At 67.3% G+C, this 22227-nt stretch carries 21 protein-coding genes, 1 tRNA gene and 1 pseudogene; 14 read left to right on the top strand and 9 right to left on the bottom strand.

What is annotated here, in order from left to right; genetic code table 11:
• Window positions 1-343: 343 nt before the first annotated feature.
• The 6 genes and pseudogenes from pgi to pcnB all read right to left on the bottom strand — a co-directional run.
• Window positions 344-1855: a glucose-6-phosphate isomerase gene (pgi, locus tag EX88_RS0118410; protein ID WP_036149402.1), complete on the bottom strand. Its 1512-nt coding sequence runs from the start codon at window positions 1853-1855 to the stop codon at window positions 344-346.
• 13 nt (window positions 1856-1868) lie between these two features.
• Window positions 1869-2249 (bottom strand): aspartate 1-decarboxylase, encoded by a 381-nt coding sequence (gene panD / locus EX88_RS0118405; RefSeq protein WP_031373460.1) that lies wholly within the window; start codon window positions 2247-2249, stop codon window positions 1869-1871.
• Between the two features lie 148 nt (window positions 2250-2397).
• Window positions 2398-3258 carry a pantoate--beta-alanine ligase gene (gene panC, locus EX88_RS0118400; protein WP_031373459.1) on the bottom strand — a complete coding sequence of 287 codons (861 nt, stop codon included), beginning with the start codon at window positions 3256-3258 and terminating at the stop codon, window positions 2398-2400.
• 121 nt (window positions 3259-3379) lie between these two features.
• Window positions 3380-4210, bottom strand: coding sequence for a 3-methyl-2-oxobutanoate hydroxymethyltransferase (gene panB, locus EX88_RS0118395; protein ID WP_036149399.1), 831 nt, complete (start codon window positions 4208-4210; stop codon window positions 3380-3382).
• A 153-nt stretch (window positions 4211-4363) separates the two neighbouring features.
• On the bottom strand, window positions 4364-4891 hold the full coding sequence (gene folK / locus EX88_RS0118390) for a 2-amino-4-hydroxy-6-hydroxymethyldihydropteridine diphosphokinase (RefSeq protein ID WP_031373457.1): 528 nt from the start codon (window positions 4889-4891) through the stop codon (window positions 4364-4366).
• 123 nt (window positions 4892-5014) lie between these two features.
• A pseudogene (gene pcnB, locus EX88_RS0118385) lies at window positions 5015-6325 on the bottom strand (polynucleotide adenylyltransferase PcnB); the annotation flags it as partial.
• Between the two features lie 168 nt (window positions 6326-6493).
• On the opposite strand from pcnB, the gene EX88_RS0118380 reads away from it, so the two are divergent.
• The 3 genes from EX88_RS0118380 (at window position 6494) to EX88_RS26595 (ending at window position 8045) form a co-directional block, all read left to right on the top strand.
• Window positions 6494-6569 (top strand) — tRNA-Glu (locus EX88_RS0118380).
• Window positions 6570-6761: 192 nt separating this feature from the next.
• Complete coding sequence (fdxA, locus tag EX88_RS0118375) at window positions 6762-7085, top strand: ferredoxin FdxA (RefSeq protein ID WP_031373455.1); 324 nt, start codon at window positions 6762-6764, stop codon at window positions 7083-7085.
• 264 nt (window positions 7086-7349) lie between these two features.
• Window positions 7350-8045: a hypothetical protein gene (locus EX88_RS26595; protein WP_031373454.1), complete on the top strand. Its 696-nt coding sequence runs from the start codon at window positions 7350-7352 to the stop codon at window positions 8043-8045.
• Window positions 8046-8123: 78 nt separating this feature from the next.
• Here EX88_RS26595 and EX88_RS0118365 read toward each other — a convergent pair whose 3' ends face one another.
• Window positions 8124-8657 carry a hypothetical protein gene (locus EX88_RS0118365; RefSeq protein ID WP_031373453.1) on the bottom strand — a complete coding sequence of 178 codons (534 nt, stop codon included), beginning with the start codon at window positions 8655-8657 and terminating at the stop codon, window positions 8124-8126.
• 19 nt (window positions 8658-8676) lie between these two features.
• Window positions 8677-9582: a 4-hydroxy-tetrahydrodipicolinate synthase gene (gene dapA / locus EX88_RS0118360; protein WP_031373452.1), complete on the bottom strand. Its 906-nt coding sequence runs from the start codon at window positions 9580-9582 to the stop codon at window positions 8677-8679.
• Between the two features lie 226 nt (window positions 9583-9808).
• On the opposite strand from dapA, the gene EX88_RS0118355 reads away from it, so the two are divergent.
• The 3 genes from EX88_RS0118355 to EX88_RS0118345 all read left to right on the top strand — a co-directional run bounded on the left by EX88_RS0118355 (window position 9809) and on the right by EX88_RS0118345 (window position 12478).
• On the top strand, window positions 9809-10369 hold the full coding sequence (locus EX88_RS0118355; RefSeq protein WP_031373451.1) for a glycine cleavage system protein R: 561 nt from the start codon (window positions 9809-9811) through the stop codon (window positions 10367-10369).
• 2 nt (window positions 10370-10371) lie between these two features.
• Window positions 10372-10857: a peroxiredoxin gene (locus EX88_RS0118350; RefSeq protein WP_031373450.1), complete on the top strand. Its 486-nt coding sequence runs from the start codon at window positions 10372-10374 to the stop codon at window positions 10855-10857.
• A gap of 223 nt (window positions 10858-11080) precedes the next feature.
• Complete coding sequence (locus tag EX88_RS0118345; RefSeq protein ID WP_031373449.1) at window positions 11081-12478, top strand: PhoH family protein; 1398 nt, start codon at window positions 11081-11083, stop codon at window positions 12476-12478.
• A 216-nt stretch (window positions 12479-12694) separates the two neighbouring features.
• Here EX88_RS0118345 and EX88_RS0118340 read toward each other — a convergent pair whose 3' ends face one another.
• Entirely contained in the window at window positions 12695-13729 is a 1035-nt protein-coding gene (locus EX88_RS0118340; RefSeq protein ID WP_152566352.1) for a hypothetical protein, read from the bottom strand.
• Window positions 13730-14071: 342 nt separating this feature from the next.
• Between EX88_RS0118340 and EX88_RS0118335 the strand changes: the two genes are divergently transcribed.
• From EX88_RS0118335 to kdpC, 8 genes are all read left to right on the top strand, one after another.
• On the top strand, window positions 14072-14461 hold the full coding sequence (locus EX88_RS0118335) for a helix-turn-helix transcriptional regulator (RefSeq protein ID WP_081931199.1): 390 nt from the start codon (window positions 14072-14074) through the stop codon (window positions 14459-14461).
• Between the two features lie 138 nt (window positions 14462-14599).
• A complete protein-coding gene (gene thiD / locus EX88_RS0118330) occupies window positions 14600-15406 on the top strand; it encodes a bifunctional hydroxymethylpyrimidine kinase/phosphomethylpyrimidine kinase (protein WP_031373446.1) in 807 nt (268 codons plus the stop codon).
• A complete protein-coding gene (locus tag EX88_RS0118325; protein ID WP_051885281.1) occupies window positions 15399-16259 on the top strand; it encodes an alpha/beta hydrolase family protein in 861 nt (286 codons plus the stop codon). The genes thiD and EX88_RS0118325 overlap by 8 nt, the downstream gene beginning before the upstream one ends.
• 294 nt (window positions 16260-16553) lie before the next feature.
• Entirely contained in the window at window positions 16554-17297 is a 744-nt protein-coding gene (locus tag EX88_RS0118320) for a TorF family putative porin (RefSeq protein WP_051885280.1), read from the top strand.
• Window positions 17298-17312: 15 nt separating this feature from the next.
• Window positions 17313-17405, top strand: coding sequence for a potassium-transporting ATPase subunit F (locus EX88_RS0118315; RefSeq protein ID WP_031373443.1), 93 nt, complete (start codon window positions 17313-17315; stop codon window positions 17403-17405).
• 100 nt (window positions 17406-17505) lie between these two features.
• On the top strand, window positions 17506-19248 hold the full coding sequence (gene kdpA / locus EX88_RS0118310) for a potassium-transporting ATPase subunit KdpA (protein ID WP_031373442.1): 1743 nt from the start codon (window positions 17506-17508) through the stop codon (window positions 19246-19248).
• An 11-nt stretch (window positions 19249-19259) separates the two neighbouring features.
• Entirely contained in the window at window positions 19260-21320 is a 2061-nt protein-coding gene (gene kdpB / locus EX88_RS0118305; RefSeq protein WP_430536918.1) for a potassium-transporting ATPase subunit KdpB, read from the top strand.
• Between the two features lie 97 nt (window positions 21321-21417).
• Window positions 21418-22017, top strand: coding sequence for a potassium-transporting ATPase subunit KdpC (kdpC, locus tag EX88_RS0118300; RefSeq protein ID WP_031373440.1), 600 nt, complete (start codon window positions 21418-21420; stop codon window positions 22015-22017).
• Window positions 22018-22227: the final 210 nt, after the last annotated feature.

Below are 22227 nucleotides of genomic sequence, written 5' to 3'. Positions count from 1 at the left end.
AAAAACGGCCTGCATCCATGCAGGCCGCCCTCCGGGTCTTCGATTGCCTTCGCGAGCGCGCATCGGCGCACGGCAACAACAAAGAGCAAGAGCGGCAGCGGAGCGACATTTGATCGACGTCGGCCACGAAAGATCCGCACCGACCGCAGTTCGCGGTCGCGGCTCGCGCCGCTCCTACTCCGGCGAAAGCGCGCCGCTTCGATGAATGACGTCAGCTTTGTTGTCTCTGCGCGTCCCTTGGTCGCGGCTTGCGCCGCTCCTACCCTGAGAGCCGAAGCCACCCTTCAGAAACGAAGAACGGCGCCGTAGCGCCGTTCTTGTTGATCGCGAATCCGCCGCAGCCTCAGCCGCGCAAGCGCCGGATCAGCTCGCGCGTGACCGGGTCGTCGGCCTCGGCTTCGCCGGCCAAGGCCGGCAGCAGACGGCTGGCGACTTGCTTGCCGAGTTCGACGCCGAATTGGTCGAAGGCGTTGATGCCCCAGAACACCGACTGCAGATAGACGCTGTGTTCGTACATCGCCAACAAGGCGCCGAGCGAATGCGGGGTCAAGGCGTCGAGCAGGATCGTGGTGCTCGGGCGTCCGCCGGCGTAGACGCGGTGCGGGTCGTCGCTGCCCTGGCCGTTGGCGAAGGCCTCGGTCTGGGCCAGCAAGTTGGCCTGCAGTGCGCGATGGTTCTGCGCATACGGCGCGTCGGTGCGGACCACGCCGATGAAGTCGGCCGGCACGATCGAGGTGCCCTGGTGCAGGGCCTGGAAGAAGCTGTGCTGGGTGTCGGTGCCGACGCCGCCCCACCACACCGCAACGGTGTCGCCGGCGACGGCCGAACCGTCCAGGCGCACCGACTTGCCCAGACTTTCCATCACCAACTGCTGCAGATAATTCGACAGCAACTTGAGGCGGTCGTCGTAGGCGAGCACGGCCTGGGTCGCGTAACCGAGGCCGTTGCGGTTCCAGATCGCGGTCAGCGCATGCCAGGCGGCGAGATTGTTCTGCAGCGGCGTGCGCAGCACGTGCGCGTCCATCTCGGCGGCGCCGTCGAGGAACTGTTCGAACGCGTCCATGCCGATGGCCAGCGCGATCGGCAGGCCGACCGCCGACCACAGCGAATACCGGCCGCCGACCCAGTCCCACATCGGCAGGATACGCTCGGAGGGGATGTTGAAGGCCTCCGCCGCGCGCTCGAGGTTGGCGCTGATCGCGTACAGGCGCGAGTCGTCGCCGAGCCAGTCGCGCAGGATACCGCCGTTGAGCAGGGTCTCCTGGGTGCCGAAGGTCTTGGAGATCAACAGCGCGGCGGTGCGCTTGGGGTCGAGGCCGGCAAGCACGCGCTGGGCGGCGTGGCCGTCGACGTTGGATAGGAAGTGCACGCGGAAGCGGCCCGGGGTGGCGCCGGTCAACGCATCCACGGCCAGGCGCGGGCCGAGATCGGAACCGCCGATGCCGACGCTGACGATGTCGGTGACCTCGCTAGCGGCGAGCGCATCGACTACGGCGCGCATGCGCTTGCGCGCTTCCAACGCCTGGGCGTGGGCAGCGCGCGCGGTGTCGGTGGCCGACAAGTCGCTGCGCAAGGCGCTGTGCAGCGCCGGACGGCCTTCGGTGACGTTGACGATCTCGCCGTCGAACAGGGCGCGCAGGCGGCCGACGCTGTCGGCGGCCTCGGCGGCGCGGAACAACCACTCCAGCGCGGCGCGGTCGTAACGCTGGCGGGCGAAGCTGGCGTAGACCGGCCCGACCTTGACGGTGAAGTCCGTTGCGCGGGCCGGATCGGCGGCGATCAACGCCGGCAGCGGGGTTTGGGTGACGCGCCCGACTTCGGCGCGCAGCTCAGTCAGTCGGGCGTCATCGCTCATCTGTCTTCGGTTCTCAGGCGGCCTGCGCCGGCATCGAGGTGTTGGTGTGGGTGAGTTGGTTGTTGCGGTCCACATAGACCAGGGTCGGCTTGTACTTCGCCGCCTCGGCCTCGTCGCAGATACCGTAAGCGCAAATGATGACCAGATCGCCGGGCTGGGCCTTGTGGGCCGCCGCGCCGTTGACCGAGATCACGCCGCTGCCCTCTTCGCCGCGAATGGCGTAGGTCGAGAAGCGGTGGCCGCTGTTGATGTTGTAGATGTGGACCTGTTCGTACTCACGGATGCCCGAGATATCGAGCAGGCGGCCATCGATGGCGCAGGAGCCTTCGTAATGAAGCTCGGCGTGGGTCACGGTGGCGCGGTGGATCTTGGCCTTGAGCAGGTTCAGTTGCATGTCGGTTACTCCGTCCGCAGACGCGCGGGCGCGAAAGGCCAGAAGTCTAGCAGCGCATGGCGCGCTGCAACATGGGTCGGGGGCGCGGCCGGCGGAACGGAGTATTCCCGTTCAGTGGCGCGGCTTTCGTGGGGCGCCCGGCGCCTGTTCAGGTCTCGAATTCGAGGTTGTCGATGAGCCGGGTGCGGCCCAGTCGGGCCGCGATCAACGCCACCCGTGCCCCGCTCTCGCCGGCCCCGCCCTCGCCTTCTTCGGGCAAGCCCAGGTCGGGGCGCCGGACCACGGCGTAGTCGACCAAGAAGCCGGCCGCACCCAGGCGCTCGAGCGCGCCGGCCTCGACCGTTTCGCGCGACTGCCCGGCCTGGCTGGCCTCGCGCATCCACTGCAGACAGGCGTGGATGGCCACTGCCTGCGGGCGTTCGCTTTCGGACAGGTATTGATTGCGCGAACTCAAGGCCAGGCCGTCGGCCTCGCGGCGGGTGTCGGCGCCGACGATCTCGATCGGGAACGCGAGGTCGCGGACCATGTAGCGGATCACCGCGAGCTGTTGGTAGTCCTTGCGGCCGAACACGGCGACGTCCGGGCGGACCTGATTGAACAAACGCGCGACCACGGTGGCGACGCCGTCGAAATGGCCGGGACGGTGCGCGCCTTCGAGGGTCTCGGTGACCTGCGGCACCCGCACCTGCACGGTGCGCTCGGCGCCGAAGGGATACATGGTCTCGACCGAAGGCAACCACAGCAGATCGCAACCGGACGTGCGCAGGCCTTCGGCATCGGCCTCAGGCGTGCGCGGGTAACGGCCGTAGTCTTCGTTCGGGCCGAACTGGGTCGGGTTGACGAACACGCTCGCCACCACGCGGTCGGCGCGCTCGCGCGCCAGGCGGATCAGCGAATGGTGGCCGGCGTGCAGGTTGCCCATGGTCGGCACGAAGGCGATGCGTTGCCCGGCCAGGCGCCACGTTTCCAGGGTCGAGCGCAGCGCGCCCAGTTGATCGACAGTCAGCATGCGGTACTCGGTAGGACGGCGCGGACCGGGTCCGCGATGAAGGCAAGATCGGGGTGCGCGGCGGCGATTTCCAGCGCGCCGCGCGGATGCGGGCGATCGCCGGACGGACCCGCCGCAAGGATCAGTCGTAAGAGTGCGCCGCGTCCGGGAAGGCGCCGCTGCGCACGGCGTCGGCGAAGGCCTGGAAGGCGCCGGCGACCGAGCCGCCCTCGGCGAGGAAATCCTTGACGAACTTGGGCCGGCGATGACCCGAGTTGACCCCGAGCAGATCGTGCAGCACCAACACCTGGCCGTCGCAGTGCGGGCCGGCACCTATGCCGATGGTCGGGATGGCGAGGTCGGCGGTGATCGCCGCGGCCAACCCGGTCGGCACGCATTCGAGCACCAGCAGGGTCGCCCCGGCCTCGGCCACCGCGCGCGCGTCGGCGCGCAGCCTGGTCGCGGTGGCGTCGTCGCGGCCCTGCAGCTTGTAACCGCCCAGGCGCAGCACCGATTGCGGGGTCAGGCCGAGATGGGCGCAGACCGGGATCTCGCGCTCGACCAGGAAACGGATGACTTCGAGCTTATGGCCCGCGCCTTCCAACTTGACCATCGCCGCGCCGGCCTGCAGCAACCGCGTCGCCGCTTCGAGCGCGCGTTCGGGCGTAGCGTCGGACTGGAACGGCAGGTCGCTGATCAGCAGGGCTTTGGACAAACCGCGCGCGACGCAGGCGGTGTGATAGGCCATATCGGCGGTGGTGACCGGCAAGGTGCTGTTCTGGCCTTGCACGACCATGCCGAGCGAGTCGCCAACCAACACCAGCTCGACGCCGACCGCGTCCATGGTGCGGGCGAAACTGGCGTCGTAGGCGGTCAGCATGACCAGCTTGCGGCCGTCGCGCTTGGCGTCGGCGAGCATGGGCACGGTCCAGGCCTTGGCGGCCGGTTTGTCGGTGGGGGCCGATGTGTACATGGTGTGGGTTCGTCCGGGCGGTGGCGCGCGGACGCCGCTGGGGAGAGCGCAATAACTTAACAGGTTGCGCCGGGGCGCGACCGGCCATGTGTCCAACGCGATCGGCCCGCCACGGCACGGCAAGCCGGCCGCCTCATGCGCGCAGCGCGGCGGTCAATTATCGACCGCGTCGAGCCGGCGAATCGCGCCGGCATCGATGCACTGCAAGGCCTCGCGCGCCGGTCCGCGCCGCGGAATGACGGCGTCGGGCGCGATTTCGAGCAAAGGCACCAGGGCGAATGCGCGTTCGTGCAGATGCGGATGCGGCACGTGCAGGCCGGGCTCGTCGATCACCGAGTCACCGTAAAGCAGCAAGTCGAGGTCGAGCGTGCGCGGGCCCCAGCGGTCGCTGCCGTCGGCGCGGCGCGCGCGTCCGGCCTCGCGTTCGATCGCGAACATCGCCGCTAGCAGCTGCTGCGCGCTCAAGCCGGTTTCGAGCATCGCCACGGCGTTGACGAAATCGGGTTGCTCGGTGACGCCCCAGGCCGGCGTGCGGTAGAGGCTGGACAGACGCAACAACCGCGTCTGCGGGGCAATGCCGAGAGCGCGCGAGGCGGCACGCAAAACCTCGGCGCTGTCGCCGAGATTGCTGCCGAGGCCGACGAAAGCGACCGTCGACGGGGCGGATGCGGTCCAGGTCATGCTCAGGCCATCGCAGATTCAAGGTCACCGGAAGCCGGTCGCGGCCGGGATCTTCTCGTCAGAGCATCGTCTCAGCCGGAAATTCTCGGGCCTGTCGTCGCCGACGACGCAGGCCCGTGCCGATCACTCCGATGCGGTCGGCGCGCCGCGACGACGGCGGCGACGCTTGCGCGGGCCGCGTTCCTCGCCGCCCTCCTCGTCGTCCTGGGGCGGATTCGCCTCCTGGTAGGCAAGCAGTTCGCCCGGATGCAATTGCGCCTCGCGCCAGAATTCGACGTCGGCGGTGTGCTCGTCCGATGCGGCCATGCGCAGCGAGAGGAAATCGAAAGCGGCGCGGAAACGCGGATGCGACAGCAGCCGGAACACGCGCTTGCGCTGACGCTGCTGGAAACGCGACTGCAGCAGCCAGATCTCCTGCATCGGCAGCGAGAAACGGCGCGGCAGCGCGATCGTCGACAGCTGGTGCAAGGTGACGCGGTCGGCAGCGCGGCGCTGCGCTTCGGCGGTGTGCACGCCTTGCGCCTGCAGGCCCATCAGGTCGCGGCAATACGCCGGCCACAGCAACAGCGCGAACAGGAACGCGGGAGAAACCGGCTCGTCGTTGGCGACGCGCGCGTCGGTGCCCTTCAGCCCTTCCAGCACCATCCGGCGCAGGGCGCCGCTGCGGTTGGACTTCAAGGCCGCGGCGCTTTCCGGCAACAGCGCCGACAGCAATCCGAAACGCTCCAGGCCGAGGAAGCTCTCGACCGCGTGGCCCGACAAGAACAGCTTGAGGCATTCCTCGAACAACCGCGCCGGCGCGGCGTCGGCGAGCAACGGCGCCAGGTGCGGGATCGGCGCGGCGGTGGCCGCTTCGATCTCGAAGCCGAGCTTGGCCGCCAGGCGCACCGCGCGCAGCATCCGCACCGGGTCTTCGCGATAACGCGTTTCCGGATCGCCGATCAGGCGCATCAGGCGGTTCTGCACGTCCTCGAAGCCGCCGACGTAGTCGCGCACCGAGAAATCCTCGACCGCGTAATACAGCGCATTGGCGGTGAAGTCGCGGCGGACCGCGTCGTCCTCGATGCTGCCGTAGACGTTGTCGCGGACCAGACGGCCGCCGGTGTCGGTCTCGCGGTCGCCGCTGCCGTCGTCGATGTTGGCGCGGAAAGTCGCGACCTCGATGATCTCGCGGCCGTAGACCACGTGCGCCAGGCGGAACCTGCGGCCGATCAGGCGGCAGTTGCGGAACAGGCCCTTGACCTGCTCTGGCGTGGCGTCGGTGGCGACGTCGAAGTCCTTGGGGTGACCGCCGACCAGGATGTCGCGCACGGCGCCGCCGACCAGGAAGGCGCCGAAGCCGCTGTCGCGCAGCCGATACAGCACGCGAAGCGCGTTCGGACTGATCTCCTTGCGCGAGACATTGTGCTGGTCGCGCGGGATCACGCGCAGCGAGGTATGGAATGAAGAGTTATCGGCTTGCATCGAGCGGGCGTGCCGCCTTATAGGTTCGTAAGGTTCAACCGTTGCCCGTGGCAACGGCGGCGCATATACTAGCAGGCCGCATCGGGTTGAGAGTCCGTGCGGTCTGCCAGGAACCCGTTCCCGGCCGAGTTTCAACCTGCTCCCTTCGTCTAGAGGCCTAGGACGTGGCCCTCTCAAGGCTAAAACACGGGTTCGAATCCCGTAGGGAGCGCCAATACGCGACCAGGTCGCCAGAAGCCCGCGCAGCGATGCGCGGGCTTTTTCTTGGCGCCAGCCGCGTTACGGGGCCGGGCGGACGCGCGATTTGCGCCGACGGCCCAGTCCCGCCTTGGGTCGTCGCCGCGCGAATGGCTACACTATCGCTGCCCGGCCTGTTCGCCCCGGACCATAGCTCAGGATTCCCGCCATGCCCTTCGTCGTCACCGAGAACTGCATCAAGTGCAAGTACACCGACTGCGTCGAGGTGTGCCCGGTCGACTGCTTCCACGAAGGTCCGAATTTCCTGGTGATCGACCCGGACGAGTGCATCGACTGCACCCTGTGCGAGCCGGAATGCCCGATCAACGCGATCTATCCCGAGGACGACGTGCCGGCCGGCCAGGAGCCTTTCGTCGCGCTCAACGCCGAACTGTCCAAGTCCTGGCCGGTGATCACCACCCGCAAGGACGGCCCGCCCGACGCCAAGGACTGGGAAAACAAGCCCGGCAAGCTCGACCTGCTCGAGCGTTGAGCCTCGCCGGCGCGGCCTCGGCCGCGCTCGTCCGAACCACCCCATAAAGACTCGGCGGGCTTCGCCCTGCCCGCAACGATGCGGCTGGCCGATGCAGCCTGGCCGGCTCGGCTCGGCCTGGCTCTGCCCTGACCGCCCGGACCTTGCCGGGATGACCGCCGGCACCGCCTCCGCCCGAGCCCGCCCGGGCCCGCGCCATGGCCGCCTGGCATTCATCGGCCCGCACCTAGACTCGGCCGGTCACGGACCGAATGAAACGACGCCATGCCGCATGCCCGTTTGCGCCTGAATCTGCTCCTCGCGCTTTGCGCCGCACCGATCCTCGCCGGCGCACAACCGCGCACGCTCGCCCTCGCCCAGCTCGATCTGTCGCAGCTGGACCTATCGAAGCTGGACCTATCGAAGCTGGACCTATCGAAGCTGGATCTGTCGCAGGTCGACCTGTCGCGGTTGGACCCGGCCGCGATCGCCGCCGGCGCCAGCGACACTCTGATGCGCGCGCCCGACGGTTCGATCGACGACTTGTTCCAGGCCCTGCACCAGGCCTCGCGCCATCCGCGCGATGCGGCGACGCTGTGCGCCTTGTTCGATCCGGCCGCCGACCGCAGCCCGCAGGCCCTCGCTGCCGCGGCGCAGAACCTCGGCGACGCCAGCCGCCAGGGTTTCGCCAACGCCCTGCTCGGCATCGCCGCGAACGGCCTGCAGAACCCGCGCCAGCCTTACGACGCCGGTGCGGCGAAACAAACGCTGAAATCCGCCGGCACCACCGCGATGCTGCTGCACGACGGCTTCATGGGCGCGCTCAATGCCGACGCCGGCGAACCGGGCGGACGCGAGGCGCGCTGCCAGGCGTTCGGCTGGCTGCTGGATGCGCTCAAGGACATGCCGCGCGCGCAGCGCGCCTCGGCGATGCGCCTGATGTTGAACGAGGGTCTGACCCGCTGGTCGCCGCCACGCTGAGTGCGCTCGTCGTGCTGGCTTCATAACGAAAACGGGCGCCATCGGCGCCCGTTTCGCAAGCAGGACTGCGGCGTTGGATCAACGGCCGCCGAGTGCCGCCTTGAGGTTGGCGATGAGCTTGGCCGGGGCTTCGCCGGTCGCCGGCAGACCGCGCGGGTCGACCGCCGAGACGTAGGCGCCGGCTTCGACCGCACTGATGCGGACCAGGAAGTTGCTGCCTTCGTAGTTCACGTCGTAGGCGCCAAGCAACTGCGCACGGCTGGCGATGTTGAGGCCTTCGACCTTGCCGAGCGCGTCGCCGACCTGGTTGAACACCGCGTCGCGGTTGCCGCTGACGGTGAAACCGTTGGCCGACGAGGCCGGGGTGCCGGCGGCGGCCTGAGTCGGACGCGACGCGGCCAGACCCGAGGCGGTCACCGAACCGCCCGGCACGGCCATCGCGCCGTCGGTGCGAGGCTGGTCGAGGTCCGGCGGCACTTCCAGCGGACGGTTCTCAGGCGTTTCGGCGTAGAGCTTGTTGCCCTTGCGGAACCAGCTGCAACCCGACGTGGCGACCATCGCCAGCAACAGACCGGCGACAACCGCGCGGGACAGAGAAACATTGGAACGCATGAGCATCTCCTACAGGGATTCAGGCCGCGAGGGTGTCGCGGCAGACGTGTTCGAGTTCGACGACGAGACCGGCGGTGCGCCGGGCGGCATCCTGATGGGCGGCCGAAAGCGACTGCAGGGGCAGGCGCAGACCATGGCCGATGCCTTGGGCGCTGAGCAAGGCCTTGACCGGAATCGGGTTCGGTTCCAGACCGAGGAAATCGTAGGCCGGGCGCAGACGCGCGTCCCAGGCCTCGGCTTCGGCGCCGCGACCGGCGCGGGCCAGGTCGGCGAGACGGCGGAATGCCGCCGGCAGCACATTGGAACCGACCGAAATGATGCCGTCGGCGCCGGCAAGCATCGCCCGGCAGGCGGTCGGGTCGTCGCCGCTGATCACGGCGAAGCCTTCGCTCTTGAGCGCCAGCAAGGCCTGCATCCGCTGCGGATCGGACACCGCTTCCTTGATGCCGACGATGCGCGGATGGCCGGCCAGCTCGGCCACGGTCTCCGGCAGCAGGTCGCCGCCGGTGCGGCCGGGCACGTTGTAGAGCACCACCGGCAAAGCACCGTCGTCGGCTATCGCACGGAAATGCGCGACCAGACCGGCCTGGGTCGGGCGCACGTAGGGCGGGGTCACGACCAGCGCCGCGTCGGCGCCGAGGGCGGCCACGTGGCGGGTCAGTTCGATGGTTTTGGCGGTATTGGACAAGCCGGTGCCGGCCAGGACCGGAATGCGGCCGGCGACGAATTCGACCGCGGCGCGCAGCACGGCGTCGTATTCGGCGTCGTAGAGCGCGGCGGCCTCGCCGGTCGAGCCGGCGACGACGACGGCCTGGGTGCCGCCTTCCAGCTGCATCGCCAGCAGTTTGTGCCAGGCGTCCAGGTCGATTTCGCCGGACGCGGTGAAAGGCGTCGCCAGCGCGGTGATGCTGCCGGAAAGTCGCAAGTGAAGACCTACTAAGTGGAGTTCGCGTCCGCAGCCGTGCTGCGGAGCGGTCGGGGGCCATTATTCCAGCGGGCGGGCCGGTGCGGAAACGTGCGCCGGTGCAGCCACGCACGGGACGATGTTACTTGCGGCCCGAAAGCGCGGGCAAGTATGCTCCCTTCAGCCGCAGCCCGTCCGCGGGCCGCCGTTCATATCCGAGCATCACGCTCCCCTTGCAGGCGCCGCCTTGACCGATTCCGCTTCCCGGCCGTCGCCGAACGAAAACCACCTCCTGATCAACGCCTATACGACGCATCCGGAGTCGCCGCTGTTGTCGGTGACGCGCCGGATCGCCGATTCGGGCTGCAATCTCGTCGATGCGCGCCTGTCCACGGTGGGCCGCGACGTCTCGGTGACCGCGCTGGCGGTCGGCTCCTGGGACTCGGTCGCCAAGCTCGAGGCCATGCTGACGCGCCTGGAGCGCGAGGAAGGCCTGAAACTGGTCTGGTACCGCACCGGCGCCAAGCAGGTGCAGTCCAACCTGCTGCCCTACATCGTCGAGGTCGTGGCCGCCGACAAGCCGGGCATCCTGTTCCAGCTGGCCGACTTCTTCGATCGCCAGGGCATCACCATCGAAAGCCTGCATTGCTCGCGTTACCGCGCGATGCAGACCGGCGCCGACATGTTCTCGGCGCAGATCACTATCGGCGTGCCCTCGAGCATGCACATCGCCGCCCTGCGCGACGATTTCCTCGAGTTCTGCGACCATCTGAACCTAGACGCCATCATGGACCCGATGAAGTTCTGATCATGCTCGATACCGGCGACCACGCTTACGGCAAGAAAACCCCCGACCTCGCCCTGGCCCTGTCCGGCGGCGAGACGGTCAAGCTCAAGGACTATGCCGGCCAATGGCTGGTGCTGTACTTCTACCCGAAGGACAGCACCCCGGGCTGCACCACCGAAGGCCTGGACTTCAACGCCCTGCTGCCCAAGTTCAAGAAGCTCGGCGCGACCGTGCTCGGGGTGTCGCGCGATTCGATCAAATCGCACCAGAATTTCTGCGCCAAGCAGGGCTTCAAGTTCGAACTGGTCAGCGACGCCGACGAATCGGTGTGCAACGCCTTCGGTGTGATCAAGGAAAAGAACCTGTACGGCCGCAAGTACATGGGCATCGAACGCAGCACCTTCCTGATCGACCCCAAGGGCGTCATCGCCCAGTCATGGCGACCGGTGAAAGTCGCTGGCCATGCCCAGGCCGTACTCGACGCACTCAAGGAACACGCCGCCCAGTGAGGCCCCTCGTTTCCACGCTCGCACGCTGTCCCGCCCCGCGGGTCACGGCGGCGCGGCCGTGCGCGCGCGCCGCCCGCTCGCGTTCGCCGCACTTGTGCGACCCACGCCCCGCCCCGGCGAGGGCCGCTGGCGGACACTCGCCTCAGCGCCTTCGCGAGCCTTGCCACCCCGTTCCGCCGTCGCAACGAAACGCACCGCCCATCATCTCCGACGAGACTTCCGAATGACCAGAAGCAAGCGGATCTATGTGCTCGACACGAACGTGCTCATGCACGACCCGACCGCGCTGTTCAAGTTCCAGGAACACGATGTCTACCTGCCGATGCAAGTCATCGAGGAGTTGGACAACGGCAAGAAAGGCACCTCCGAAGCCAGCCGCAACGCGCGCCAGGTCAGCCGCTTCCTCAACGAACTGATCCAGGCCGAAGGCACCGACAAGATCAGCAGCGGCATCACCCTCAACCGCCCGCAGGGGCTGCAGCTGCGCGGCGCGCAGAGCATCGGCAAGCTGCGCTTCCAGACCGGCTCGTTCGACGCCGGCAAGCGCTTCAGCGCGGTGATCCCGGACAACCAGATCCTCGGCGCGATCCTCGCCCTGCAGGAGCAGGAGCCCGGCGTGCCGGTGGTGTTCGTGTCCAAGGACATCAACCTGCGCATCAAGGCCTCGATCGCCGGCATCGTGTCGGAGGATTACGAGAACGACCGCGCGCTCGACGATTTCAGCCTGCTCTACACCGGCGCGACCGCGCTGCCGGACGACTTCTGGCAGCGCCACGGCCAGGACCTCAAGTCCTGGACCGAGAAAGGCCGCACCTACTACGAAATCAGCCGCACCGAGAACGACGACTGGTACCCGAACCAGTTCCTCTACCTGCCCGGCGACGACGAGTCCGAACTCAAGGTCACCAAGGTCGGCGAAGACCGCGTGCAGTTGCAGATCGTCGACGACTTCCGCCATAACCAGCATGCGGTCTGGGGCATCATCGCGCGCAATCGCGAACAGAACTTCGCCCTCAACGCGCTGATGGACCCGGAGATCGACTTCGTCACCCTGCTCGGCACCGCCGGCACCGGCAAGACCCTGCTCGCCCTCGCCGCCGGCCTGGCGCAGACCATGGACCAGCAGCGCTACCGCGAAATCATCATGACCCGCGCCACCGTCAGCGTCGGCGAGGACATCGGCTTCCTGCCCGGCACCGAAGAGGAAAAGATGACGCCGTGGATGGGCGCGTTGACCGACAATCTGGAAGTGCTGACCCACAACCAGGAAGGCGGCGCCTGGGGCCGCGCGGCGACCAACGACCTGCTCGCCTCGCGCATCAAGATCCGCTCGATGAACTTCATGCGCGGCCGCACCTTCCTGAGCCGCTGGCTGATCCTCGACGAAGCACAGAACCTGACCCCGAAGCAGATGAAGACCCTGATCACCCGTGCCGGCCCCGGCACCAAGATCGTCTGCCTCGGCAACGTCGAACAGATCGACACCCCGTATCTGACCGAAACCACTTCGGGCCTGACCTACGCGGTCGACCGCTTCAAGGGCTGGGCGCACAGCGCGCACGTGACCCTGCGCCGTGGCGAGCGTTCGAGGTTGGCGGATTACGCTTCCGAAGTGCTCTGATCCCTTAACGGGTGTCCAATCGAGCGCCGCGCGATGCTGTATCGCGCGGCGCTCGATTTTTCTGCGGGCCCGCATCAAGCCGCGCCCCATAGGAACCGCCGGACACCGGCATGCTCCCGACCGGCGTCGTGCCCGATCGATGTCGTACGCATACGAAGAAAGCCGGCGCGAGCGCCGGCTTTCCCGATTCGTAACGCGTTCTGATGAGCCCGGCGATCAGCGTCCGGGCACGCGGCAGCAGGTAACCTGGGCTTTGTAGGCGATCCCGCTCAGTAACGAGCCGACCAGGTCGCACTTCCAGCCGGTCGGCTGGCCGCCGACGACATTGGGTTCCGAGCTGTTGATCGTCAGCCCCAACGCACCGGTGCACGAACCGCTGGTCGCCGAGTAACCGGCAGGGCAAGCGATCGTGCGCGTCTGCACTCCACCGAGCAAATCGAGAAAGCCGCTCTGCTCGGCTACGGTGCAGTCCAGTGCGACCGTCTCAGGCTCGGTGAAATAGCCTTCAGCGTCGATCACCATGTGCGATTGATTATGGCTGTAGACGTTGAACTGCGAGGAACAGCTCGGACGGCACTGCGGTACAGTGGAGTGTCCCGAGGTGATCAGACCGGGACTATAATTCAGCGCGGTCGTGATCGGCTTAGCTTCATTGAACGGATATGCAGTGAAATAGCCGTTACCGCCGGGGAGCACCGACGTGAAACTCAATGCCAGAGCGGCGGCGTTCGCGGGAATTCCGCAGTTGGATTCGAAACCGCCTTGCGAAGTGAAATCCGTCGCCGTGTAGCCCGCATAACTGCGCGTTTCTCCGCCGGCAAGCGGACCGCCGACTACCCGCGTATCGACGATGCGACAGGGATTGATCGGGGTATAGACCAGATTGCTTGCGGTGACGGCCTTGGTTTGCGCGCCACCGTCCTTACCTGCAACCGCGACGAACGCCGGAGCGCCTCCCAGGAGTTGACTGCTCATCGACTGAAAATCGTCTGCACTCGCGGCGCGCTCGAGATTGCTGATGTCTACTTCGTTTATCGTATCCTGCAGTCGATCGCCCCATCCGGCGGCCGAAGGGCCGTAAGTTTTTTCGACGTAGGGCGTCCAACGCGAAACGATGCTTTCGCCCAGTTCCGCGCGCATTGATTCCGGAGCCAGGCCGGTGTCGTTGCGGACCATCCAGCCATAACCCAACGCAATCGTCGGCAAACCGATTACCAGCAGACCAATTAATAACTTCCTTTTTGTACTCATGAGCAGTCGCCCTTTCCTGGTAGGAGTGCATAGGCGCGCTAGGCGCCGAGGATAAATGGTCTCCGCACCGCTCGTTTCGTTCGGCGGCGAGGCTCGCGCAGCACTGCGCAAAGAATGGATAGTTCATCCGATGCGCGTGCGGCAACCTCCGCTTTCGCTAACGGAGCGTATCGTTCGTGATACACGGGAACGCAACGCTTTCGTTCCAACGCAGCCCACCTGTGACGAAATCCTCAATATATGCAACCGCGTTATCGAATCCGGACCAATAGCGACCAGTTCCCCTATCGGGTTAGCGATACGGGGAGCATGATCGGCCTTGTCTTTCCAGGGGAGACCGTCATGGCTGCACTGCCTGATCGCATTCGACGCGCACGCTCGCTGTCCCGCACCTCTCAGCTCGAACTGGCCAAGGCCGTAGGCGTCCAACGCAGCGCGGTCGCGCAATGGGAACGGGCCGACGGCAGTCGCCCATCGATGCATCACCTGCTCGCGATCGCGACGACTACGGGGGTATGTCTGGAATGGCTCGGCACTGGCCGGGGGCAGATGCACCCTGCCGAAAATGCCTGGACCCTGGCCGTCCGTTCGGCCGATTACGCGCAGGACGATATCGAGGAGGAATGTCTGAATTCGCTCAGGCAGTTGCCCTTTCAACTTCGCAAACAGCTGGTAGCGACCATCTCGCTGATGGCCAAGACCTCGGTCGCGGTTGAATCCAAACGCGATTAGATAACAATCTGGCCGCGACCGAGGCGTTACGACGATCCGCTGCGCGAGTCGAAGCGGTGCGGTATCGTGTCGCGCATAGCAACCTAATCGCACCCGCTTTGATCAGTATCCATGACCGCCTTGCGCAGGACGTTCAAAATGTTTGAACGCCCCAGTTCCGCCCTCACCATCGCCGGCTCCGACTCCGGCGGCGGCGCCGGCATCCAGGCCGATCTCAAGACCTTCGCCGCGCATCGCGTGCACGGGCTCAGCGCGCTCGCGGCGTTGACCGCGCAGCACACTCGCGGGGTAACCGCGGTGCACGTGCCCGACACCGGCTTCCTGCGCGCGCAGATCGATGCCTGCTTCGACGATTTCGAGGTGCGCGCGGTCAAGCTCGGCATGCTCGCCAATGCCGAGGTCATTCTTGCCGTCGCCGATGCGCTGGAGCATTACCGGCCCGAGTACGTGGTGCTCGATCCGGTCATGGTCGCGACCTCCGGGGCGCGCCTGCTCGAAGCATCGGCCCTGGACGCCATGCGCACACGGTTGCTGCCCTTGGCCAGCCTGGTCACGCCGAACCTGCCGGAAGCGGAACTGCTGCTCGGTACCGCCGTCGACGATCTCGACGGCATGCGCGCGGCCCTCGCCGGCCTGTCGGCGCTCGGTGCGCGTGCGGTGCTGCTCAAGGGCGGGCATTTGCCCGGGCAGGGCGACGTCGTCGATTTGTTCGCCGATAGCATGCAGGTGCGCGAGATCGCGCACGCGCGCTTGCAAGTCGATGCCCATGGCACCGGCTGCACTCTGGCTTCGGCGGTCGCGGCGAATCTCTGCCTCGGGCGCTCACTGGAAGACGCCTGCGTGGCCGCGGCCGACTATGTGCACGCCGCGCTGCGCCTGGGCTATCGCCCGGGGCGCAGCGAGGTGTTGGTGCTCGATCACTTCGGCGCGGCACCGCATGGCTGATCGTCACGAGCCCTCCGGTCTGCCGTTGCGCGCCGAGGACGGCTATCGCTGGAATCTGTACGCACGCGTCCCCGCCGAACCGACCGCGAGCTTGTTGTGGCTGCCCGCGCTCGGCGTCGCCGCGCGCCATTACCTGCCCTTCGCCGATGCCCTGGCGGCGCGCGGCATCGCCGTGTACGTGCACGAGTGGCGCGGCAACGGCAGCAGTAGCGTGCGCGCCAGCCACGACAGCGATTGGGGCTATCGCGAGCTGTTGCTCGACGATCTGCCGGTCAGCGATGCCGCGGTCGCCGCGGCCCTGCCCCAGTTGCCGCGCAGCATCGGCGGCCACAGCCTGGGCGGTCAGCTCGCCTGCATGTGCCTGGGCCTGGCTGCGTTGCGCAACGAGCCGGCGCTGCCGACATCGCTGTGGTTGGTCGCCAGCGGCGCGCCATATTGGCGCACCTTCCCGATGCCGCAGCGGATCGCGATGCCGCCGATCTATCGCTTCCTGCCCTGGCTCGCCCACGTCAACGGCACCCTGCCCGGCCGTCGCATCGGTTTCGGCGGCAACGAGGCGCGCAGCCTGATCCGCGATTGGGGCCGCACCGCGCTGAGCGGCCGTTATGCCGCTGCCGGTATCGATGCCGACGTCGAAGCCGGCATGGCCCAGGTCGCGGTCGATGCGCGCGCGGTCTCGATGGACGGCGATTGGCTGGTGCCGCCGGGATCGGTGGGTTATTTGTTGTCGAAGCTGCCGCGCGCGCGCAGCGAAAGCCTGTTGTTGGGCACGCGCGATCTCGGCACCAAGGCCGATCATTTTTCCTGGATGAAGCAGCCCGAGGCGGTGGTCAAGGCGCTGTTGCGCCGATAAGCCATGCGTTGGGGTAGGCGCGGCGTCCCACAGGGATTTCCTCCGGTCACGAGCCGCGACCACGCCCATAAAGCGCCGTCGCCGGTGTAGTGCCACCGTTGATGCGGTATCGCGGTCGCGGCTCGCGCCGCTGCTACCCTGAAAGCGGTTTGCCTAGCGCGGTGATTTACGCCGAACCGCCGAAGTTTTACGGCGAATTTACGCAGTGACGTCGGTCGCGAAATAGCGGCTTTACGCCCCCGGTTCCGAGAATGGCGATGTGGCCAGACAGGCCTCTCCCACCCGGAATCCACTATGTCGTCGCATCATCTCTTTCGCAGCCGCGAAGCCGCCGTCCCGCTGATCCTGGCCGCCTGCGCCGGCATCGGCCTGCTTGCGCTCGGCACCCAGGCCCAGGCCGCCGAGCAGGACGCCGTCCAGTTCAGCGGCTCCGCCGCGCTCACCAGCGACTACGTCTGGCGCGGCAGCTCCCAGACCCAGGGCGATCCGGCCGTGCAGGTCGGCTTCAAGGCCGCGGCGGCCAACGGTTTCTACGGCTCGGTATGGGGCTCGAACGTCGAGTTCGCCCCGCAGACGCATGCCAGCAGCGAATTCGATTTCACTGTCGGCTGGGCCGGCCAGGTCGCCGAACACTGGATGCTGGACGTCAACGTCCTGCACTACCGCTATCCGTCGACGACCAGCGATCTCAATTGGACCGAACTCAACGGCACCGTGACCTACCGCGACAATTACTGGCTGTCGCTGGCTTACTCGAACGAAGCGCTCGGCAGCAAGGAGCGCGGTATCTATTCGCAGATCGGCGCGCGCTTCCCGGTCAACGACGCGCTGCGCTTCGAAGCCGCGGCCGGCCATTACTTTCTCGACGACGTTTACGACCGCAGCTACAGCCATGGCCAGCTCAGCGCGATCTGGGCCGTCAAAGTGCCCTTCGAACTACGCCTGACCGCGCACGCCACCGATCGCAACGCCGAACGCATCTTCGGCGACTCGCTGGCCGGCTCGCGCATCGAAGCGGCCGTGCAAGCGTCCTTCTGACAGGAGTAACCCCTCATGCCCGGCTGGCTTTCCATGTTGTGCGCGGTTTCGGTCCTGGTGGCCGGCGCCTATCTGCTCTACGTCGTGCTGCGCCCGGAAGACTTCTAGCCCGCGCGGCCGCAATGCGGACCAGGACCGGCCCGCATCACCCTATCCCTGAAGGCGCCGGACGCGCCAACACGGACCCATCACCGCACGGTGTTTCACCATGATCGAAATCTTTCTCGTATTCGCGCTGGCGATCGGCCTGGGATGGCCACTCGGCCAGTACCTGGCGCGGGTCATGCGCGGCGACCGCTCGCGCCTGGACGCACTGTTCGGGCCACTGGAACGCACGATCTATCGCCTGATCGGCGTCGACGCCACGCGCGGCATGAGCTGGCGCGGCTACGCATTGGCGTTCGCCTTGAGCAACCTCGTGCTGGCCGTGCTGGTCTGGGTGTTGTTCATGACCCAGGCCTGGCTGCCGCTGAATCCGGACGCCGTGCCGAACCTGCGCTGGGACACCGCGCTGCACACCATGGTGTCGTTCCTCACCAACACCAACCAGCAGCATTACTCCGGCCAGGCGCAGCTGAGCTATCTCTCGCAGATGGCCGGCATCGTCGGCCTGCAGGTGGTCACGCCGATGATGGGCCTGGCGATCGTGGTCGCGACCTTGCGCGGCCTGTTCGGCGGGCGCCAGGCGATGGGCGCGCAAGGCGCGGCGCCGGCCGAAGGCGCGCCGCGCGATCTCGGCAACTACTGGGTCGACGTGACCCGCGCCACCCTGCGCTTCATGCTGCCGCTGTGCCTGGTGTGGGCGGTGCTGCTGACTTCGCAGGGCGTGCCTTCGACGTTACAAGGCGCGGTCAGCGTCGCGCCGCTCGACCAAAGCGCCGGGCTGACAGATCAGAAGATACCGGTGGGGCCCGTCGCTTCCATGGTCGCGGCCAAGCAGCTCGGCACCAACGGCGGTGGCTGGTACGGCCCGAACAGCGCGGTGCCGCTGGAGAACCCGACCCCGTTCGCCAATCTGCTGGAAACCCTGGCGCTGATCCTGATCCCGGTCGCGGTGACTTTCATGATCGGCCCCTTCACCGGCCGCCGGCGCCTCACCGCCCTGGTGTTCGGCAGCATGCTGCTGATGTCGGTGATCTCCACCGGCCTGACCGTCGGTTCGGAAGCTTATTCGTCGAGCAGCAGCGACGTCGCCCTGATGGAAGGCAAGGAAACCCGTTTCGGCGCCAGCGATTCGGCGCTGTGGACTGCGCTGACCACGCAGAGCAGCAACGGCTCGGTCAACGCCATGCACGACTCGCTGGCACCGCTGACCGGCGCGATGGCGATGGTCAACATGTTGATCAACGCGATCTGGGGCGGCATCGGCTGCGGCTTGCAGCAGTTCCTGGTCTATCTGTTGTTGTCGGTGTTCCTCGCCGGGTTGATGACCGGACGCACGCCGGAACTGTTCGGCCGCAAGATCGAAGCGCCTGAAGTACGCTTGCTGGCCTTGCTGATCCTGCTGCAACCGCTGGTCGTGCTGGGCTTCAGCGCGGTCGCCCTGGCGCTGCCGTCGATCACCGGCAACTCCAATCCGGGCTTCCACGGCATCAGCCAGGTGTTCTACGAGTACACCTCGGCCTACGCCAACAACGGCTCCGGCTTCGAGGGCCTCGGCGACGCGACCTATTGGTGGAACCTGAGCTGCGCCGCCGTGCTCGCCCTCGGCCGCTACCCGGCGCTGATCATTCCGCTCGCGGTCGCCGGCTTGCTGTCGCGCAAACGCGTCGCGCCGGAAAGCGCCGGCACCCTGCACGCCGAAACGCCGACCTTCGCCCTGACCCTGATCGCGGTGATCGCGATCCTGACCGTCCTGCAATTCATGCCCGCGCTGGTGCTCGGCCCCATCGCCGATCACCTGACGCTGTCTGCGAGCGCCGCACCGGCGCTGAGCAGCCCCGCCCTCTGAGGTAAGCCATCGTGACCGAACAAACCCATCTCGGAGTGCAGCGCCGCAAATCCGCGGTCGCCGGCCTCGACGCCGCCGGCGTGCGCGCGGCCGTGCTCGAATCCTTCCTCAAACTGTCGCCGCGTCACGCCGTACGCAGCCCGATCATGGCCGTGGTGCTGCTCGGCACGGTCCTGTCGGGGCTGATCACGATCTTCGTCCCCGGCCACCTCGGCTTCGGCGCCGCAGTCACCGTCATCCTGCTGGTGACGGTGCTGTTCGCCAACTTCGCCGAAGCCGTGGCCGAAGCGCGCGGCCGCGGTCAAGCCGCGTCCTTGCGCGCGGCGCGGCGCGACTTGGTCGCGCGCAAGCTCGACACCGTCGGCAAGAACGAAACCCGCGTGCCGGCGTCGAGCCTGAAGCCCGGCGACCGCGTCATCGTCTCGGCCAACGAACTGATCCCGGCCGACGGCGAAATCATGCGCGGCCTGGCGACGATCAACGAGTCGGCGGTGACCGGCGAATCCGCGCCGGTGCTGCGCGAGGCCGGTACCGATCGTTCCGGCGTGATCGGCGGCACCAAGGTGCTGTCGGACGAGATCGTGATCGAAGTCAGCGCCGAGCCCGGCCACAGCTTCCTCGACCGCATGATCGCCCTGGTCGAGGGCGCCAACCGGCAGAAGACGCCGAACGAGATCGCCCTGACCATGCTGCTCGCGGCGATGACCCTGACCTTTCTGATCGTGGTCGCGACCCTGCCGTTCTTCGCCGGCTTCGTCGGCGCCAAGCTCGACCCGCTGTTGCTGATCGCGCTGCTCGTATGCCTGATCCCGACCACCATCGGCGGCCTGTTGCCGGCGATCGGCATCGCCGGCATGAACCGCGCGCTATCGGCGAACGTGCTGGCGAAGTCCGGCAAGGCGGTCGAAGTGGCCGGCGACGTCGACGTGCTGCTGCTCGACAAGACCGGCACCATCACCCACGGCGACCGCCAGGCGACCGCATTCCATCCGCTCGCCGGCATCGATCATGCGCAGTTGCGCGATGCCGCCCTGCTGTCCTCGCTGGCCGACCCGACGCCGGAAGGCAAATCCATCGTGCGCCTGGCGCGCGAGCTGCACAGCACCGTGGCCGAGCCCGAGCGCGCGGACTACATTCAGTTCACCGCGCAGACGCGCATGTCCGGCGTGGATCTGCCGGCCGAGGCCGCGGGCGGCGCGCGTTCGATCCGCAAGGGTGCGGGCGATGCGATCTCGCAGTACGTGCGATCGCTCGGTGGCGAAGCGACCTCGGAACTCGTCGCGCGCATCGAACAAGTGGCGCGCGGCGGCGCCACCCCGCTGGTAGTGTCCGAAGGCCGTCACGTACTCGGCGTGGTCGAGCTGTCCGACGTGGTCAAGCACGGCGTCAAAGAACGCTTCGCCCGCCTGCGCGCCATGGGCGTGCGGACGATCATGATCACCGGCGACAACCCGCTCACCGCCGCCGCGATCGCGGCCGAGGCCGGCGTCGACGACTACATCGCCGAGGCCCGCCCGGAAGATAAGCTCGCCCGCATCCGCGCCGAGCAGGCCGGCGGGCGTCTGGTGGCGATGGTCGGCGACGGCACCAACGATGCACCCGCGCTGGCCCAGGCCGACGTCGGCCTGGCGATGAACTCCGGCACCCAGGCGGCGAAGGAAGCCGGCAACATGGTCGACCTGGATTCCGACCCGGCCAAGCTGCTGGCGGTGGTCGAAGTCGGCAAGCAACAGCTGATCACCCGCGGCGCGCTGACCACGTTCTCGCTCGCCAACGACGTCTCCAAGTACTTCGCGATCCTGCCGGCGCTGTTCGCCGCGGCTATCCCGCAGATGGCCGCGCTCAACGTCATGCGCCTGTCGAGCCCGAGCAACGCCGTGCTGGCTGCCCTGATCTTCAACGCGATCATCATCCCCGCGCTGATCCCGCTGGCCCTCGCCGGCGTGCGCTTCAAACCGGCCACCGCGGTCGCCCTGCTGCGCCGGAACATGCTGATCTACGGCCTCGGCGGCGTGCTGCTGCCGTTCGTGGCGATCAAGCTCATCGACATGGCGCTGGTGGCGATCTTCTGAGCCGCCTTGCACTCAAGGTCCCTCTCCCGCCCGCGGGAGAGGGGTTGGGGTGAGGGCCGCACATCTCGCGCCTCACCGACCACCACAGGACACCGACATGAACACCCATACCAGTCAAACCGCCCACATCGACGACCGCATCCCGCTACGCGCCCCGCTGCTGTTCGCCGCCGTCGCCCTGCTCGGCTTCGGCCTGCTTTATTCGCTCACCGCCACCGCATTGGGGCGCCTGGCATTTCCGTGGCAGGCCACCGGCAGCGTGATAGAACGCAACGGCCATGCGGTCGGCTCGCAGCTGATCGCGCAACCCTTCGCCGATGCCGGCTATTTCCAGGCCCGGCCGTCGGCCGCCAATTACGACCCCATGGCCGCGGCCGGCAGCAACCTGGCGCGCACCAACCCCGAGCTGCGCAAGCGCATCGCCGAAACCACCGCCGCGGTGGCCGAGCGCGAAGGCATCGCGCTGGCGCAGGTACCGGCCGAACTGGCGACGCAATCCGGCGGCGGCCTCGATCCGCACATTTCCCCGCGCGCGGCGCAAATCCAAGCCGCGCGCGTGGCCCGCGTGCGCGGCCTCGACAGCGCGCAAATCGAACAGTTGATCGCGGCCCATACCGAAGCCCCGCAGTTCGGTGTGCTCGGCGAGCCGCGGGTGAACGTATTGAAGCTCAATCTGGCGTTGGATGCGGCGCACTGAAGTGGTTGTGGGGCTGTGGTGGTGTTCGCCGCGAGACCGAAACGGTGCGGTCGCGGCTTACGCCGCTCCTACCCAAGAGCAGCATTGCCGTTGCCGTTGCCGTGAGGATTTTGCTGTTGCTGTGCGCGGACTCGAACTTGCGAAGGCTAAAGAGGACCCGAAGGGCGGCGCGCAAGGATGCGCGCCGTTTTTCATCGGGACAGGGATGTC

The organism is Lysobacter antibioticus (genome assembly GCF_000731095.1).
Classification (GTDB): Bacteria; Pseudomonadota; Gammaproteobacteria; order Xanthomonadales; family Xanthomonadaceae; genus Lysobacter; species Lysobacter antibioticus_B.
This window is presented reverse-complemented; position numbering and strand designations above follow the sequence as displayed.

What these genes read in the sequence shown, in the direction of transcription:
- pgi (WP_036149402.1), bottom strand. Translation starts at nt 1,855, where the DNA reads ATGAGCGATGACGCCCGACTGACTGAGCTGCGCGCCGAAGTCGGGCGC.
- panD (WP_031373460.1), bottom strand. Translation starts at nt 2,249, where the DNA reads ATGCAACTGAACCTGCTCAAGGCCAAGATCCACCGCGCCACCGTGACC.
- panC (WP_031373459.1), bottom strand. Translation starts at nt 3,258, where the DNA reads ATGCTGACTGTCGATCAACTGGGCGCGCTGCGCTCGACCCTGGAAACG.
- panB (WP_036149399.1), bottom strand. Translation starts at nt 4,210, where the DNA reads ATGTACACATCGGCCCCCACCGACAAACCGGCCGCCAAGGCCTGGACC.
- folK (WP_031373457.1), bottom strand. Translation starts at nt 4,891, where the DNA reads ATGACCTGGACCGCATCCGCCCCGTCGACGGTCGCTTTCGTCGGCCTC.
- fdxA (WP_031373455.1), top strand. Translation starts at nt 6,762, where the DNA reads ATGCCCTTCGTCGTCACCGAGAACTGCATCAAGTGCAAGTACACCGAC.
- EX88_RS26595 (WP_031373454.1), top strand. Translation starts at nt 7,350, where the DNA reads ATGCCGCATGCCCGTTTGCGCCTGAATCTGCTCCTCGCGCTTTGCGCC.
- EX88_RS0118365 (WP_031373453.1), bottom strand. Translation starts at nt 8,657, where the DNA reads ATGCGTTCCAATGTTTCTCTGTCCCGCGCGGTTGTCGCCGGTCTGTTG.
- EX88_RS0118350 (WP_031373450.1), top strand. Translation starts at nt 10,372, where the DNA reads ATGCTCGATACCGGCGACCACGCTTACGGCAAGAAAACCCCCGACCTC.
- EX88_RS0118345 (WP_031373449.1), top strand. Translation starts at nt 11,081, where the DNA reads ATGACCAGAAGCAAGCGGATCTATGTGCTCGACACGAACGTGCTCATG.
- EX88_RS0118340 (WP_152566352.1), bottom strand. Translation starts at nt 13,729, where the DNA reads ATGAGTACAAAAAGGAAGTTATTAATTGGTCTGCTGGTAATCGGTTTG.
- EX88_RS0118335 (WP_081931199.1), top strand. Translation starts at nt 14,072, where the DNA reads ATGGCTGCACTGCCTGATCGCATTCGACGCGCACGCTCGCTGTCCCGC.
- thiD (WP_031373446.1), top strand. Translation starts at nt 14,600, where the DNA reads ATGTTTGAACGCCCCAGTTCCGCCCTCACCATCGCCGGCTCCGACTCC.
- EX88_RS0118325 (WP_051885281.1), top strand. Translation starts at nt 15,399, where the DNA reads ATGGCTGATCGTCACGAGCCCTCCGGTCTGCCGTTGCGCGCCGAGGAC.
- EX88_RS0118320 (WP_051885280.1), top strand. Translation starts at nt 16,554, where the DNA reads ATGTCGTCGCATCATCTCTTTCGCAGCCGCGAAGCCGCCGTCCCGCTG.
- EX88_RS0118315 (WP_031373443.1), top strand. Translation starts at nt 17,313, where the DNA reads ATGCCCGGCTGGCTTTCCATGTTGTGCGCGGTTTCGGTCCTGGTGGCC.
- kdpA (WP_031373442.1), top strand. Translation starts at nt 17,506, where the DNA reads ATGATCGAAATCTTTCTCGTATTCGCGCTGGCGATCGGCCTGGGATGG.
- kdpC (WP_031373440.1), top strand. Translation starts at nt 21,418, where the DNA reads ATGAACACCCATACCAGTCAAACCGCCCACATCGACGACCGCATCCCG.